Annotated in this window: 13 protein-coding genes; all 13 read right to left on the minus strand. The window is 35.5% G+C overall.

The window, feature by feature from the left end:
• Positions 1-196: 196 nt before the first annotated feature.
• On the minus strand, positions 197-1219 hold the full coding sequence (locus tag O8C65_03125; GenBank protein ID MCZ7355902.1) for a hypothetical protein: 1023 nt from the start codon (positions 1217-1219) through the stop codon (positions 197-199).
• A 643-nt stretch (positions 1220-1862) separates the two neighbouring features.
• Positions 1863-4898: a hypothetical protein gene (locus O8C65_03130; GenBank protein ID MCZ7355903.1), complete on the minus strand. Its 3036-nt coding sequence runs from the start codon at positions 4896-4898 to the stop codon at positions 1863-1865.
• An 11-nt stretch (positions 4899-4909) separates the two neighbouring features.
• Entirely contained in the window at positions 4910-5704 is a 795-nt protein-coding gene (locus tag O8C65_03135) for a class I SAM-dependent methyltransferase (protein ID MCZ7355904.1), read from the minus strand.
• A gap of 134 nt (positions 5705-5838) precedes the next feature.
• On the minus strand, positions 5839-7032 hold the full coding sequence (locus tag O8C65_03140; GenBank protein ID MCZ7355905.1) for a glycosyltransferase family 4 protein: 1194 nt from the start codon (positions 7030-7032) through the stop codon (positions 5839-5841).
• Between the two features lie 77 nt (positions 7033-7109).
• On the minus strand, positions 7110-8480 hold the full coding sequence (locus O8C65_03145; GenBank protein MCZ7355906.1) for a class I SAM-dependent methyltransferase: 1371 nt from the start codon (positions 8478-8480) through the stop codon (positions 7110-7112).
• 60 nt (positions 8481-8540) lie between these two features.
• A complete protein-coding gene (locus O8C65_03150) occupies positions 8541-9968 on the minus strand; it encodes a radical SAM protein (protein ID MCZ7355907.1) in 1428 nt (475 codons plus the stop codon).
• Entirely contained in the window at positions 9949-10980 is a 1032-nt protein-coding gene (locus O8C65_03155; GenBank protein MCZ7355908.1) for a GDP-mannose 4,6-dehydratase, read from the minus strand. Before O8C65_03155 ends, O8C65_03150 begins: the two co-directional genes overlap by 20 nt.
• A gap of 54 nt (positions 10981-11034) precedes the next feature.
• The gene (locus O8C65_03160) at positions 11035-12180 is read right to left on the minus strand and encodes a glycosyltransferase (protein MCZ7355909.1); all 1146 of its coding nucleotides are present in this window, start codon (positions 12178-12180) and stop codon (positions 11035-11037) included.
• Positions 12181-12183: 3 nt separating this feature from the next.
• Positions 12184-13197 (minus strand): glycosyltransferase family 2 protein, encoded by a 1014-nt coding sequence (locus O8C65_03165; protein ID MCZ7355910.1) that lies wholly within the window; start codon positions 13195-13197, stop codon positions 12184-12186.
• Positions 13198-13370: 173 nt separating this feature from the next.
• Positions 13371-13730: a hypothetical protein gene (locus O8C65_03170; protein ID MCZ7355911.1), complete on the minus strand. Its 360-nt coding sequence runs from the start codon at positions 13728-13730 to the stop codon at positions 13371-13373.
• Between the two features lie 27 nt (positions 13731-13757).
• Positions 13758-15224 carry a radical SAM protein gene (locus O8C65_03175; GenBank protein ID MCZ7355912.1) on the minus strand — a complete coding sequence of 489 codons (1467 nt, stop codon included), beginning with the start codon at positions 15222-15224 and terminating at the stop codon, positions 13758-13760.
• On the minus strand, positions 15224-16183 hold the full coding sequence (locus O8C65_03180) for a glycosyltransferase (protein MCZ7355913.1): 960 nt from the start codon (positions 16181-16183) through the stop codon (positions 15224-15226). The genes O8C65_03175 and O8C65_03180 overlap by 1 nt, the downstream gene beginning before the upstream one ends.
• On the minus strand, positions 16184-16309 hold the full coding sequence (locus O8C65_03185) for a hypothetical protein (protein MCZ7355914.1): 126 nt from the start codon (positions 16307-16309) through the stop codon (positions 16184-16186).
• Position 16310 lies beyond the last annotated feature (1 nt).

Raw genomic sequence — 16310 nt, forward strand, 5'->3', positions numbered from 1 at the left:
AGATATCACCTGCTGCTGTTGATAGAGGTGATATTAGATATAGGCTTTTGTGGTTATCCCATAATTTATCATAGGTTTGGGTAGGCAAATGCTTGAAGGGCGTGGCGAAATAACATATATCTATTTGTAATTATTAAATTTCTGGCTTAGAATAAATAATTGACCTTTCGTTTTTGCCCGCGTTATTTGCTTATTTTTAAGAGCGTCCTCTAGTAAAAACATGCAGAGCAAAGAACCCAAAAATAACCAGAATCAAGTCGTAGATATACCCTGTAACGACCAACCAGTTTATCATCAGGCCATAGATCAGGGATATTATAAAGAAAAGAGAGAGGAGGATAACAACATTTCTGGACACATCCGCAATCACTGGAGATTCTTTTTCTAAATTATTCTGTCGCAGATGCTTAGTATATGGCATTTTGATGTGGGGCATGTTAATTTTGGGCAGATTAATTTGGGGCATTTTGATAAAGGGTATGTTAGTATGTGGTATGTTGATATGGAATATTTTAATTTTGGGCAGGTTGATATGAGGTATCTCAATGTTGGGTATGTTAATACGGGGTATTCTGAGATTCCCCACCTTTTGAGTCAATACTTTTATCCCTTGTATAAGCCGTATCATCGAGCCTGAAATTTGCGTCTCTATTAAACCCAATCTCTGCAATGTACTTTCCGGCAGCGAAAGCTCAAAAAAGCGAATCGTTACACCTATTACCAAAAGGTAATAGGCATAGATCGCCAGATTTTCTGCCCGGGGCTCATCACCCATGGCAAGCGTAACAGCGGTTGCTGCAAGAAGCAGGAGTGCCAGGAAAATGGGGTAGTTTGAGGGGGGCCAGTCTTTCATCTCACTTCTGCTCCATGAAGATGTATCACTACATAGTACACGATAAGCGTTCTCACGGTAAGCATAAAGTTCCACTCCAGAACAAGGAACATGAGGTATGAAGCGCTCAGAAATATCTTTATCAGCCATACAAATTATGGACGGGCCGCGCATGAGAAGCCAGTCCAGCCTCGAATAATGCTCGCGCGCCATTATGAGCCAGAAACCCACACCTGCAAGCAACATACCCTTAATTGTCATTTCATCTTTTCCTGCAACCAACTCACACCGGAAATCGCAGATGACGGTGACAAGATCAAGCGGCAGGCTCCAGCTCCTAGGATGCATGTGGCTCCGTACAGAGAGCGCAGCCACAATTCCTATCAAGGAGCATCATCAACTGCGGGTACAGTGCATACGAAACTACCCTGGACGGAATGACCTCCCTTGCTGAGGGCTTATACTCGCCTCTCAGTCTCTTTTTTCAAAGAACTTGCCAATAATAATAATTTACCACGACATGAAAAATTCATAAATAAGATTTAGGTTTAAATCAGACATATGGTTTTATAAAAAAAAGGAATATACAGGGTATAGCATGAATTATTCAGATGAAATAAAGAAAATATCATTAAATGTATTCTTATTTTTATCAGCCATTTCTTTATTTCTTTATATCTACAAAGGGACAAACCCATACGCTTTAGAAGGATTGGAAGAAAGGATGCTGGCGGCATCCCGGGTGATGTGGACAATACCTTCCTTTTACCTGAACGTTCGATCGTCAGAGATACATTATATCCTCCATTTTTTATTGTTGCAACTACATCTTGCATAAATATTATTTTAAAATTATTAATTCTTATAAAAGTGTCTGTTTTATTATTTTCTGCTATTTTCTAATGGTTAGAGGCATTTATATAATATAATTGTGACCTTTTTCAACCACATTATAAGATATATTTTGATATATTAATATCAAAAAAAATAATTAATGAAATAATCAAAAAAATAGCTTTCTTATCTGATTTCATAATAAATCATTTTTCTTAGCTTTATTTCTTCTCCAATTCCAAATACAATAACCTACAACGGAAATAAATGTAATTCCAGAAATGACAAGTCCAATATAAAAGTAAGACTGTGGTTTGAAGTAAAGTACTACCGTGAAGTTTTCACCCATGCTGAGTTCTTGCGAATCAATATACCAAGAATTAGCGTAACCATTTGCCATGAAATGATTTTCATCTGGCAAGGATTTCTTAAATAAATAAGATACATCACTTGGAGTAAATTTCATATCATGTTTAGCTTCTTTCACTTTTGTATTTTCGTAGCTTTTAATTATATCATTAGGTTCAGAGTTTTTATCTTCAATGTAAGCTTTCCACTGAGGGTCATATGACTCTGAAAATACTAAGACAAATGGTTTGGATGTGTTAACATGGACTTTGTATTTTGTGGGATTAATTTCTTGGAATGTTATATCAAATTTATTATTTTGGTTTGTATGAAATACATCACTTATATTTGAATATTTATCAGGGTTATCAAATGAACAGAAATTCAACTCCTTATTGCTTTGAGCTACCAACAATGTTACAGTTTTATTGACCAAATGGTTTATTTGAATTATTACTTTTTGATTTGCGGGAATTATGGCTGGGTAAGTCACTTCTTTTGTGGTCATTCCCATCCAACCAGTTTCCCAAAATATTCCATTGACGTCAGATGCCGGTTTTCCATCTGCATATATGCCATTTATTTGTAGAGGTTCTGACCCATTTCTTATATAGATATGTGTTGAATTTATTGAGAACCACATAGGTGGAGTCCACCACGATGGGAATATATAGGGACTGTCCTTTATGGATGAAATAACAAACATATCGGGATCAACTTTACTTTTTACATTGATAATCCCTTTTTTCCCAATATATGATCTGGCAGCATATTTATCCGCCATCATAGTCCAATCAATTGGTTTATCTATTCCGTTATACACTGGAATAACGATTCTCTGCTCGGACGAATTGCATGTTCGGTATTTAGAAATGTTCAGTACAAAATTATTCTGCTCTTTAAGAATCTCTGAAAAGAAAAAAACTGATTGGGGACTAAAATCATTATCCGATACTAAGGGAATTAATGACTCAATACTTCCGTTGATATATATGGGGCCTGTGGTTGCATAAATATGGGGAACAAAATAATCATTTCTGTAGAAATCCCACTTTCCAAATGTTTTTTCTAGATGAATTCCTTTTTGAAAACTCAATCTTGATTCTATGAATTCAGGAGAATCAACATCTCCATAAAAATCGTATCTGAAATCATTACGCTGCAATAAATACCTAACATTTAGTAACCCAAGAATTTTTGCTGTATTAGGAGTTAAGTTATTATAAATAGCATTGATACTTAACCGATGCATATTATCAATCGGACGAGGCTGTATATAACCTTCTCCATAGGATCTGAAAAGCATTCCCTTATTATTAAATAATTGATTCGAAATATCTCCTACGCCACCAAATCCCCAATCATATACATTTGTCCTATCATCAGGAAGTAAGATTATTTTGAATTCCTCTTCATTGGAATTCATCCATTCTGATGCTTCAAAAATATATTGGGGAAAGTTAATATGATAACCTAAATCAAATTTCTGGTGAAAACCAACATCGCCTTCAGAACTTGGAAACATATCGCCAAATACAAGAGGATAAGTATAGATTATATTTGAAAGAAGAATCAATCCTATGAATAAGATTGGAAAATTTATTTTGATTTTTAGCAATGAAAATTTTATATCATAATTACCGCTATGTTTCTGTAAATATTCATAAATCTTGCTGCATGCAACGCCAATCAAGAATGAATATCCCAAAGCGATGAGAATTCCAAATTTCTGCCATGGTGCTCGATATATCCAGAATCCGGGTATATTTTCAAACATCCAAGAGTATAGCTCTCCAAAAGGGGGATGAATTCCTTTCCCTAGAAAGAGAGCTATGACAGTTGTAAAGGTGAAAAATATAACATAACGGTTTCTTGAAAATAAGACTGCAGAAAAAGCTAAAATAGGTATGAAAAAACTAAAAGCAATCAATATAGCATCTGTTTGATAAGATTGAAAATAAGGATTATAAAGTTCACCACCCCACGAATCAAACCAAAAAACCTGCCCAAACTGTCTGAATATGTTTAAAAATCCATTATATTTGCTAGTATATTCCAATAAATTAGTGGAACTGTACACTTCCATAGCCTTAGAAGTTGAGGTTAAATCAGAGTCTAATACGAAATTTCCAATAGGAATTATCCAAAACATAGCTATTAAAAAGAAAATTAAGAAAAATAATGCTGAGAATCTAATGCTATGAAAAATGTTCTCTTTATCCTTTCTTATGATTAATTTAGATAGATAAAAAATAAAAAATAATATTAACATAAGAAACAAAGCTCCTAACATAGGGGGTTGAAACCCTGTGCCAGAAGCAATTATAGAGAAAATACAGATGGGCATAGCAGCTTGTTTATACGATATTCTTTCTTCTAAACCTCCTATAAACAATCCCAACAATGAAGGTATAATTACAACACCCGTAAGTTCGCCTATTTTTGCCATTTCCCATGCATAAACTTGATAGAAATTAAACATATAAAAAATAACAGCAGTTATTCGCATTATTCTTTCTTTGATTTCTCTGTGATTAATAAGCTGTGACATGAGAAAATACATTGAAAGTCCTGAGAGGGTGAACCAAAAAATAAATGTTAATTTTTCTGTGGTGATTAAATCGAATCCCAATATATTATGAAATAAAGCTTGCAAACTGGTAAAAAATTCAGCTGATATATCTGATGAGCGATCAGTCCCACCAAGAATACCTGTATTCCAAACGTATAAACGTTGTATAAAGCGTTGAAGAGGATTAAATGGGAAATCCACATCAGCACTTGCTATTAAATAGCCTTTGAACCAAAGCAAAGGAGTTAATCCTAGCAGAATTATTAACATTAGTTCATTATTTTCGGCCCAAAATACTTTAATCGATTTCATGGTTTTTTCCCTTAGAGTATGCAGCCGTTCTTTATCTTTTTAGCAATAATTACAATACGACTTCCTCTCATTAGCTTCGGCAAACATAACACTAAAATTTTATATAAACTATTTTTGATTTCGTACAGAATCAATCTGCTAATTGATAGTGATTTAACATTATTCATCTGGAAATGATTTGTATCAATAAATAGTATGTTATAATTTAATTTTTTAAGAATATACATATAAGTATTTACGGAATGAGCCACCTCATTTGGGGTAGCTAGTCTATGATTGATAATATAATCTTTTCCAAATATAGATGTCAAATATACTCTCATCAAACCAAACAGTTTATTTACTGGGTTAGATCCATTAGGTTCTATAATTATGAGAAACCCATCATGTTTGATCCATTCACTCAAATTATAAAAAACCTTGTCGATTAATGGAAAATGATGCAGAATAAAAGGACATAATATTAATTCAAATTGATCTTTGTCAAATATATTTTCATCTTCCAAATCATTAGTTATTGCATGATAATTCTGGGTTGGAGGTTCATTAGCTAGTTTAACCATTTCTGGAGTGATATCTACTCCTGTTATCTTCAAATTTGGATTTAGATTTAGAAGAAACTTTCCAAATATTCCAATACCACAACCAGCTTCTAAAACTTTATATTTTTTATATTTAATTTTGGGAATATATTTAATGAGAACTTTCCTGAGATAATCAAAGTATTCTTTATCATATTCTGTTGGTTCTTCGAGAACGCCCCTAAAAAATTCTCGTTCATAAGATTTATTTTGTAATGTCTTCATTTAATATCAACCTAGTAGTAAAATTATGTTTTATCGTTTGATATTCGAGTAATTTTTTCTGAAAATTTGAAATTGAGCTAAGATATATTTATCTAATTATGAAATTATTAATATTTCTGAAGCAATATATTCGATTAGTGTCCTTTCATATTCATTGGATTTTCATTTTTGATCAATTTGTTGAATATCTCAAACTCTTTGTTTGATATTAGATCCCAATCATATTGTTGAATACCATTAAACCCTTTTAATCCAAGTTCAGCGCATAAATCCGTATCATAAAGAAGATCATTCACAATTACTGCAAATTTAGATATATCGAATAATTCTACCGTTTTTAGTCCATCTTTGAAAATACGATATGTCGGTAAATCATATGCAACAACCGGTAATTTGCAGGCCATCGCTTCACAAACTGCAATTCCCCATCCTTCTTCATGGCTGGGAGTAATAAATATCCTACTCTGCTTCATTATTTCAATACATTCCTTATGGCTTTTAGCTCCGGCGAGTTCTATAGATGTCATTAATCCCTCCCCCTTGATAGACGCTTTTAGCTCATTTTCATATTCTTTAAGTCCTCCACCTACGACAATTAATTTGGCATTTATATTACTCTTGACAACTCCTTTCCATATGGGAACTATATCGTGCAAACCCTTACTTGGACGTAGTCCACCTACAAAACAAGCATCATAAATTATATCATTTTTTGTATTATTTATATCATCTATAAATTTTAGATTCACCCCATTAGAGATCATTTCAACAGAATATTTTGAATGAAAAAGTTTAGCTATTTTTTCCCCCATTGCAGAATCGTATACAAAGACTTTATCGGCATTATTTTTAATCAACCTATAACTTAGTTTTTGCATTATTGAAGATAAAAAGCTAACAAAAAAATCAATGGGTTTATTTTGATTAATCCCTACTAAATGATGTGTCATAGCAATCCATTTTGTGCGGTTAATTTTATGGTATATTAATGCTGGGATAATATCACATATATAATCTGAATCAGTATAACATATATCACATTTTGGTAAACGCGGAACAATGAAAAATGAAAATATTGTAGAGATGAAATATGCCTCGATTCGATCATAGATTCCAGATTCTATCTTCTTGAAAATAGACGCTGGAAGAATATGGTATATCACTTCTAATCCCATAGATCGGCAAGCTTTGAATCCACCAATGGTAGTAAGAAAATGAATTTCACATCCCATTCTTTGCAACCTTTTTGCGATTTCTATAGTTCTAATTAAACTTCCCCCTACCCCACCCGATAAACCATTTCCGTTAGCGATATATAATATTTTCATTTTAACCACTTGAATATAGTTTTACAAAACGCCTTCTAATAATCATTACTTCTCTATTCTATGGAAATTGCAAATATTTATTTAGAATATGTAGTTTCCCTTAATTTTTCAAATACCATACATAATTGTAGCCCATTTTTGGCATCTTTTTGTTTCAAATCGATTTTTTCTAAATTCCACCATAAAGAAGAGTCTGGTTTGTTAATCTCCGGAATAAATCTCGATAAAACAATTTGAATTATTTTAACTAGATGCCCACTATAGAATATATTTTTGATATCAAAACCATGATTTTTAAATTTTATGCCTAATTGTTCCTCACTATAGTGTCTTAAATGTCCTATTTTCTTGTCATGAAGATAATATGGCAGCCAAAAAATAGGAAGAATTCTTTTATATGCATTAGGGACTATGATTACAATTTTTGCTTGAATCTTTGATACCCTGGCCATATCCTCTATGGCTTTACAATCATTCGGCAGATGCTCTAAAACTGCTATTGAGCTAATTTTAGAAAACACTTTTTTTTTAAATGGCAGATATTCTGCTGAACCCACAATAAAATGACATACTTCATCGTTATTCAATATTTGTTCTGCAAAATTTTTTGCTTTTTTAACACCTTGCAGTGAGATATCGATACCCACTGATACACAACCTCTTTGCGCAGCTTCTATAACAGTATAGCCAGAACCACCAATCCCGATATCAAGATAGTAACTTGAGTTTTCTCCATTCATATCTAGCATGGCGCATATCCTCCGAAGGTAACTGAGTCTCCAATTCTCCAGATGATATTTTTTATAATTTTTGTATTCGTTATCAAAATATTTTTTTTGAAAATTATATTGATTATTGATATTAATATTAGCAGAAGAATTAAATCTGTTCTTTATAAAAATCATATTGTAAGATAGATAATTCTTTAAGACAGGTATAATTTCCAAAATATTCTCAAATTTTTGTATTATGTTTAATAAGAATATATTTCTCAATGGATACACATGTGCTTCAAAAGATATAATTTTATAATTTTCAAAATAACCGCCGACCAAATTTCTAAATTTATCCTTTGAAAAATGCTTATGACCTCTAAGTAAAGTTAAGTGAATATAATTCAGTACGTGATATCTATTAGGTTCTATTAAAACAATAACCCCAGTTTTCTTTGTAACGCGACTCATTTCCTTCAGTGCATCATTGTAATGCAAAACATGATGTAAGGCATCTTTCTCAATAACAACATCATATATATTATTGCGAAATGGGAGATTGGATGCATCGGCTATCAAAAAATCTAAATTACAATTTTTTATCTTATTCCAATCATCAAACTTTTTAATGTCAATACAGATTAGTTTTGATTTTTCTGATAATATCTGATCGAGATTTCCTTTACCACATCCAATATCTAATATCAAAAAGTTGTCTTTCAGTTCAATATTCAAATTATATACTATCTTATTATAATAACATTCTTCCGAATATTTGAACATTTTTTTCCGCATTTATATTCTAAGCAATGCTCTTAACTTTACCATGGAATTTTTGGCGCCTTGCGACTTCAAAAGGTGAAGAGTATTCAATATATTTTTTGAGCTAGTATATACTTTCAAATATGCCCTCTTTTGCAGAGCTACCAACTTTTTTTGATCTACACCCGCCAATTCCAGCGTTTTACCAGTTTGTTTGCTGTAATCGGACCAATTTTCAGATAATAATCGCAAACCTCCTTCACCCGTCCTCGCCATGTCAGCAATTCTTGTTCCTGGGAAGGGGACCAGTATTGCAAAATTTGGATTGAATGCATCGAGTTGTGAGGCAAAATTAATAGTCTCCTTAATAGTCTTTTCAGTTTCATAAGGTAATCCGATGATAAAACATGCTCCTGCTTTGATACCGGCTTCTTTAGTCTTTTTAACAGTTTCCTGAATTAATCTTAGGTTCGTCTTTTTTCCAATCTTATTTAATATTTCCTCGTTCCCACTTTCAACCCCATATCCTATCACTGTACAACCTGCCTCTTTCATCTTCTTCAATAAGTCAACGTCATTCATCAAGTCAACTCTTCCACCTGTTTCCCATGTGATCCTCCTATGAAGTCCTCTTTTTATCAGTTCATCACATGTTTCTACTGCAATTCTCTTATTGATGCCAAAACTTCCCTCTACAAAATGTACCTTTGTTGCCCCAAAAAAATTTAAATTGCTTTCTATTTCATCAACTATTCTTTTGGCTGTTTTAAATCGGACACTTCCCCCAAAAGTTCTATAACAAAAAATACAGTCAAAAGGGCATCCCCTTGCACCTTCTACGGGTAACTCCAAGCCTTCAATATGCTCTCCTGTTGGACTAAATTTTCTATATTTTTCAAGATTAAAAAGATTCCATGCTGGATATGGTAATTCATTTATATCTTTTATTAGTTCCCTTTTTTCGGTTCTGATGATTTTATTATAGTTTTTAAATATTATACCTTTGACACAATCGAATTTTTTATTTGATTCAATTGCTTCAACAAGTTCCAAGCATGTCTTTTCTCCTTCTCCAATAATACCAAAATCAAAAAAATTAAACTCTTTCATGGTTCTCTCGGGAATTGCGGAGATATGCGGTCCACCGATTATGCAATAAGTATTAGGAAGAACTCTTTTGATTTCACGGCACATAATATCTGCGTCAATTATCTCCTCTGTATAAGCATTAATCCCAATCACATCGGGATCTAATCCTTTTAGTGTTTCGCAGAGTTCAACCAGCGAATAGTTTTCGATAACTGGATCAATTATTTTGACATTATAATTCTCTTGCAAAACCGCTGCGATACTTGCCAAACCCACTCTCGGAAATGTAGAACTACTTTGAATCTTATCGGATATTGTGTCTCTCAGAGGATTCATAAAAATAATATTCATTTTAGCCTCCTTTCTTGACATCTTCTACCCATCCCAAAAGCCGCTTAATTCCCTCCCTATGCCCCACCTCTGGCGCCCATTTCAGCACTTCTCTAGCCTTCGAAATATCCGAAACGTAAACCTTCTGATCACTGGGGCGCCAGTCCGCAAAATTTATTTTCGAGCGATGGCCGGTCAATTCCTCTAGAAGATCCAGAAGCTCCAGTAACGATATAGTATTCTCTTGTCCACCACCAATATTCAAAACTGCGCTGCTGTTTAGATTCAAGAAGGCATCATATGCTTTTACTAGATCTTCCACGTAAAGCACATCCCTCACCTGCTTTCCATCTCCATAAATCGTGATAGGTTTCCGAAATATTGTTGAAATTGCGAACCACGCAACCCAGCCTTGATCTTCGACGCCAAACTGCCTTGTGCCATAAATACAGCTCATTCTGAAGACGCCTGAATTAAGCCCATAAAGATGCCCATAATCTTGACAGTAAATATCACCAGTTAACTTTGAGCAACCATATGGTGTATGTTCACACCGATCTATCGCAAAAGACTCTGAAATCCCATTCTTAAATTTATCCTCAAATACATACCGTTTTTCTTTTTCCATTACTTTAATCGCATTTACATTGTCGCCATATACCTTGTTCGTAGAACAATATACAACTGCCTCAACATCAGAAGTCCTTGCAGCCTCCATTACATTAAATGTGCCTAGAGCATTTACCTCAAAATCCGTTTTCGGATCAACTACCGATGTAGTAACTGCAGTCTGCGCAGCAGTATGTATGATCGCATCCGCACTCTTTGCAGCTTCTTTTAGTTCTTCTAAGTCTCTAATGTCTCCTTTGATTAATTTCACATTTTTAATATTCTTTAAGTAATTCCAGTTATATGCGGTATCGATAGAATCCTTTCTAAGAAGTTCTCCCCTAGAAAGGTTATCATAGCACACAACCTCATTTCCTTTTCTTGCAAAATATTCTGCAGCATGGCTGCCAACAAAACCTGCTCCACCTGTTATTAGTATTTTCATCGTATCACATTTATTTAATTTTTATTCATATATTATTAATTAATTGCCCACAATTTAAACGTCATTTAAATTTCGCATGAAAATTTCGTTATAATCAAATTGTTTTATGTATTTGGTTGCATTTATAGAATATTCTTTTAGAATGTCTTCATTTTCTATCAATTCTATTATTGCGCTTTTTATACTTTCCACATTATTTCTAATTATTTTCCCACAATGGCATCGCTCAATTTCATGGGCATTATAAGGTATGTCAGTTAATAGAACAGGCAATCCCATCGCAAAATATGTCTTTAACTTCGTGGGATCGGCATAGTATGTAAAGGAGGCTTTTCCATTATCATACATAGCAACAGCGATATGTGATTTTCCTAATATTTTATTTAATTCTTTGGAATCGTATATCGGTCCCCTGAATTCAACATATTTATCAATCTCCAAATGATATGCCAATTTTTTTAATTCCGTCTCATATTCGCCATTTCCAATTATAATAAAATTAAAGTCTCTAATTTTGTTGGTTATTTCAGGTATAGCCTTTAAAACTAGTTGAACTCCTTGTTTTTCCAGTAAATGCCCGACAAAAATCAATGTTTTTCTTCCATACTTTTTATTTATTTGTGGCAGATCTTCTAGCCAAACTCCTATCGGAACAACTTTCTGTTTATTATATTTTTCAGTTGGCATATTGTTGTATTTTCCCCTACCTTCAGCCATTCTTGGGGATAGATTCCATGTCTGATCACAATATCTTACACATATTTTGTCTATAGAATGATATATTTTATTCAAAAATTTATTATTAAATCTGATAGGTGCATAGTCTATGGTGTAAAAAACAACTTTTTCACATTTACCAGCCCATTTAAGTGACAACGCACTCAAAGCATTAAAGCCTCCACATCCTACAATTAGATCGAATTTGTTTTTATTGAAAAAAATTCCAAAAAAAGAATAGAAGAAATCTTTAATGTATATGATAGTGTCTGGAAATAATTTGTAATCTAAGCATTCGATAATATTCTCTTTGTTCTTATTAAATTCAGTGAAAGTTGTCTTTCTATCCGGCAAAGAAGAAAAACTATGTTGTACCAGTAACACGTACCGAGTATTGTTTTTCTTCAAAAATCTGTAAAGATCTTGACCAGCGCCGGTGAAGAGATGATGGGTTATAATAGCATACTTTTTATCAAATAACATTCTTTACCTCTGTACCCATCCACTCCTATTCTCTTCTTCTACATGTATAGTATTCTTTATCAGGCCCCATGCGTACACGCCCATGGTTATCCAGCACGCCAGAATATGAAACCACCACGCTCTGTCCTGCTTCTGCCAGTAACCTCTCGAAACTTGAGAAACCAGCGGAAGAATAGTTATCGTATAAATAATGAATTTCAACAGTTTCAGTTTGCCAAGACTTCCCCATGGATACTTCCTAAGCTTCAGCTTTTTATAATATGCGTAGTCCTTAATCCTTCGCCTTTGCTTCTTAATGAAAGTAAAAACATCCCCTGAAAAAAGATGCACAATCCCCACCTTGACTTTCGCAAACTTATTCTTTTTCTGCGTGATCAGTTCATAAACAATATCGATATCAAACAGGTAATCACCCCTGGAACAATCCATTAGCGCCTCCCGCCTCACAAGGAACCCGTTCGCGCCTATGGTTGGCAGCTTCTTATCATCAAGTTCGATCTTAATATAATTCCCCTTATCTTCCTGGATCACTGGCATCTCAGTCCATTTATTGGTTACCATGCACATCCTGTCATAATTTCCCAGGAATAAGCACAGCGGGTCGTTCATCCCGAGCATGGCGCAGTATCGCGTAATATACCCATCCTCCTTTCGATACGTGTAATAAAGCGGCTCAGTCCCTGCGATCTCCCTGTCCTGGAACGGTTCAGTCATACGGGAAAGCCAGTCCCTTGAAGGAAGGATATTGTCCGAATCTATGAGAGCGATGATCTCATTTTTGGTATGTTTCACACCCGCGGCTTTGCCAGCTTCACCTGTTTTAAGAGGATTTGTATAGATCTTATCAGTGTATTTTTGAGCTATTTCAAGTGTGCTGTCAGTAGAGCCGCCGTCTGCAATGATGATCTCAGTTTCACCTGCATATACTTGAATCATAATGCTGTCAAGGCATAGAGAAATGGTCCTTGCTGAGTTATATGTCGGAATAACGATGCTTATAGAGGGTGATTTTTGCATATCTTTATTTTTCTCTTTTATTACATTCTTAATAGATAATAATGGTGCATGGGTTTCTAGCTGAAGAATAACGGTCCGCATAAAACACAATTTCTGTTCCATATTGTGTAGCAAATATTATAAGCTCCGCTACCTCTGCACGGCCTTTTATCATAGCACTAGCTCAATACAACCTAGCTGAGTAACGGTTTGATCGTGTTTTCCTGAAGATTGCAATATCTCTTAAGCGACGCCAGGAACATTTTTTCCTGTGCAAATCCTGTTGACCAGTAGGGGTCCTCAAAACCCTCTTTGCTGCTTAATTCATTGATTATGAGCCTTACCTGGGCATCCGAGATGCGAAAACTCCTGCGAATTTTTGAGAGTATGTTTATATAATGCCCGATTTTCATCGGCATGTCGTCTGATATGTTTTTGACTGCTCCGCAATGTATGCAGTATGGATGCGATTTAAGGCCGTATACCTCCTCCCTTGAAATGTGAGGCAGCCAGACTTTCTCTTTGCTTCCACAGCTTTTATGTTCGCATTTCATTTTTGAATCCTCTTTTATGGTACCAGATTAAGAATCACACTTTTCCTTATTCGAGAAATCAGTCAGATGTCCTGTGACTGCACTCACGCCCCTTTTTATAAATTTCAGGTCATCTATATTCCTGATGGACAGCAATCTTCGCAGGATGTAACCAGGTGTGATAAATACCTTGTATAGTTCCTGTGTTAACTCTTTAATCTCCTGTTCGGTTATCGGACACTTCATAACTGCCTCACGCATATCGAATCTATCCCAGTCTTCGGTTACAAGCCAGCCATTTTCCTTGCATTCCCTGTAAAGAGGAGTTCCTGGATAGGGGATAACGATGGTTGCCTGAAGCGTATCGGCCCATCCTTTTTTGAAAATCTCCTGGGCAAGTTTAACAGTCTGCAGAGCATCTGTTTTCGTCTCCCATGGATACCCGAGCATCACTGTTAAATGCGGGTCAAGCCCTGCCTTTTTAGCCATCATGCATGCATTTGGAATATCTTCCACTTTTGTACCTTTATTAATTCTGTCAAGCGTACCCTGGTTCGCAGACTCAACACCGTAGAGTATGAACCTGAATCCAGCATTTGCCATCAGGTCATATTCTTCCTGCATGAGGGCATTCACGCGCATGTTACAGTGGATATTTATTTTTTTATTATATCCTCTCTCTATCATGCCAGTGCAGAAATCATGAAGCCAATTACCCACTGGAAAAGTACCTGTATCATCCATTATCTCCTTCACTTTATATTTCTCAATAAGCATACCTATTTCATCAAGCAGTTTTTCCGGAGTTCTTGCCCTGAAGGATGGATAAGTAGTAGTCCATGAGCAGAAAGTGCATTTTGCATGCCAGCAGTCTCTTCCGACCATGGTATAGGTGCCTGGTGTCCTTTTATAATTGCCATTTTTTTCGCTGTAGAGCTTCCATTTTGTCAGATCACGGTCAATGAAGGGCAGTTCATTCAGATCATGGTCAAGCTTGAATAATCCTGAATTCTTTATGGTTCCATCTTTCCTGTACCATATCCCTGGTTCTAACTTCACACCTTTTGCTAGATGATCTGCAAGATTTAGCAGGAGGAAATCATAATCCCCCCCTGTGAGTATGAAATCGGCCTCACAGTTCTCCATAGATTCTTGCGGGAGCGCAGTCGCATGATCTCCTGCGAGAACAATCCTTGTATCAGGACTCTTGCGCTTTATATCATCGATAATATTCCAATGTCTTTTGACCACTGGAGTTTTTGTCTCTATGGCGATTACATCCGGTTCTTGCATTAGAATATCATTGCGCCACTTCTCATAAGTCTTATTTTCCGCGATCCCGTCGTCCCAGATGACCTGATAGCCGCTTCCTTTCAATAGAGTAGCAGCATAAGCAGGAACCATGGGGTAGATATAAGTAGGATTATTAAACCATTGGAACTGCCTGTTTTGGGCCAGCAATGGGGTACCCTTTGGGCTTTCAATCGGAGGATATGATATTGAAATTTTCATCATTATCTCTCCAGTTCCCCAACTGTCAGGCCGCGAATAAAATATACACCATATGCAATGTGTGTTGCAATTGTTCCTGTAAATACCAGAGGTAAATATCGCAGATCTTTTCCATAAGCAGTTGCCATTAAAGAAACTGCAAACGTTGCAAACAGGTATAAAAACAGTATAGAAATATAGGCAAGAAAAATGGAATTATTCATTAACGGGAAAGCAATGCCAAATATTAAGAAAAGGACAAACATTGAAGGGATGAAATAGTTCACACGGAGGGACGTTTCAGGGAATTTTTTCGCAAAAAAGCCTCGATGGAGGCCGAACCTGGATACCTGCGCCAGATGCTTCGCAAATAATGGTCTTCGATGATGGAAGACGATTACCTCAGGGGATTCGATCATCTTTTTCCCGAGCTTCTTTATTCCAAGACATATCAACGTATCCTCCCCAGGCCAGTATTTCTCATCCCATCCGGCAATCTCTTCGAGAACTGATCTCCTGGCAATGAAATTACATGAATGAATATCGTCGGATTCGCGGGATTTCCCGGTATTGTACCTGTCAGCAAGGCCACCTACCATGAAAGAAGAAAGAACATATCCCCCTGCCTTCTGTAGAATAGTATCCCTCGGTGGCGTCACTCCCGGGCCTCCCACCGCTGCGATATCGGGGCAAGCGAAATATTTAACTGCATTAATGAGCCAGTCCTTTCTCGGATACGCATCGGAATCGATAAAAGCCAGAAATTCGCCAGTTGAGTTTTTGAGTCCGATATTTCTCTTTCGGCCAGGGGAAACTCCACCCGTTGAAATTATTTTTACATCGTCAATTGAATTCGAACCGTTGTCTGGTAAGACGATTATTTCAAAGTTTTCATAATCGAGCTCCATACATTCGTGGATACACTCTAAGGTGAGGGCATCTACATCGTTACAAGGGATTATTATGGAAATTTCAATATTCATTCAATTCTCCATTCTGACGAAGCACTCCAAATTTACCCACTGTTCAGCATTCTCATGGGTGAATATCTCTGCTCCGCCCGCTGCAGGATTCTTGATGTCACGCCAGTTGTAAAAAAGTATTCTCATA

The sequence above is a fragment of the Candidatus Methanoperedens sp. genome, assembly GCA_027460535.1.
GTDB lineage: Archaea > Halobacteriota > Methanosarcinia > Methanosarcinales > Methanoperedenaceae > Methanoperedens.

Excerpts from the sequence above, each read along its gene's own strand:
- O8C65_03130 (MCZ7355903.1), bottom strand. The coding sequence starts at position 4,898 with ATGAAATCGATTAAAGTATTTTGGGCCGAAAATAATGAACTAATGTTA.
- O8C65_03135 (MCZ7355904.1), bottom strand. The coding sequence starts at position 5,704 with ATGAAGACATTACAAAATAAATCTTATGAACGAGAATTTTTTAGGGGC.
- O8C65_03140 (MCZ7355905.1), bottom strand. The coding sequence starts at position 7,032 with ATGAAAATATTATATATCGCTAACGGAAATGGTTTATCGGGTGGGGTA.
- O8C65_03150 (MCZ7355907.1), bottom strand. The coding sequence starts at position 9,968 with ATGTCAAGAAAGGAGGCTAAAATGAATATTATTTTTATGAATCCTCTG.
- O8C65_03155 (MCZ7355908.1), bottom strand. The coding sequence starts at position 10,980 with ATGAAAATACTAATAACAGGTGGAGCAGGTTTTGTTGGCAGCCATGCT.
- O8C65_03160 (MCZ7355909.1), bottom strand. The coding sequence starts at position 12,180 with ATGTTATTTGATAAAAAGTATGCTATTATAACCCATCATCTCTTCACC.
- O8C65_03165 (MCZ7355910.1), bottom strand. The coding sequence starts at position 13,197 with ATGCAAAAATCACCCTCTATAAGCATCGTTATTCCGACATATAACTCA.
- O8C65_03170 (MCZ7355911.1), bottom strand. The coding sequence starts at position 13,730 with ATGAAATGCGAACATAAAAGCTGTGGAAGCAAAGAGAAAGTCTGGCTG.
- O8C65_03175 (MCZ7355912.1), bottom strand. The coding sequence starts at position 15,224 with ATGATGAAAATTTCAATATCATATCCTCCGATTGAAAGCCCAAAGGGT.
- O8C65_03180 (MCZ7355913.1), bottom strand. The coding sequence starts at position 16,183 with ATGAATATTGAAATTTCCATAATAATCCCTTGTAACGATGTAGATGCC.
- O8C65_03185 (MCZ7355914.1), bottom strand. The coding sequence starts at position 16,309 with ATGAGAATACTTTTTTACAACTGGCGTGACATCAAGAATCCTGCAGCG.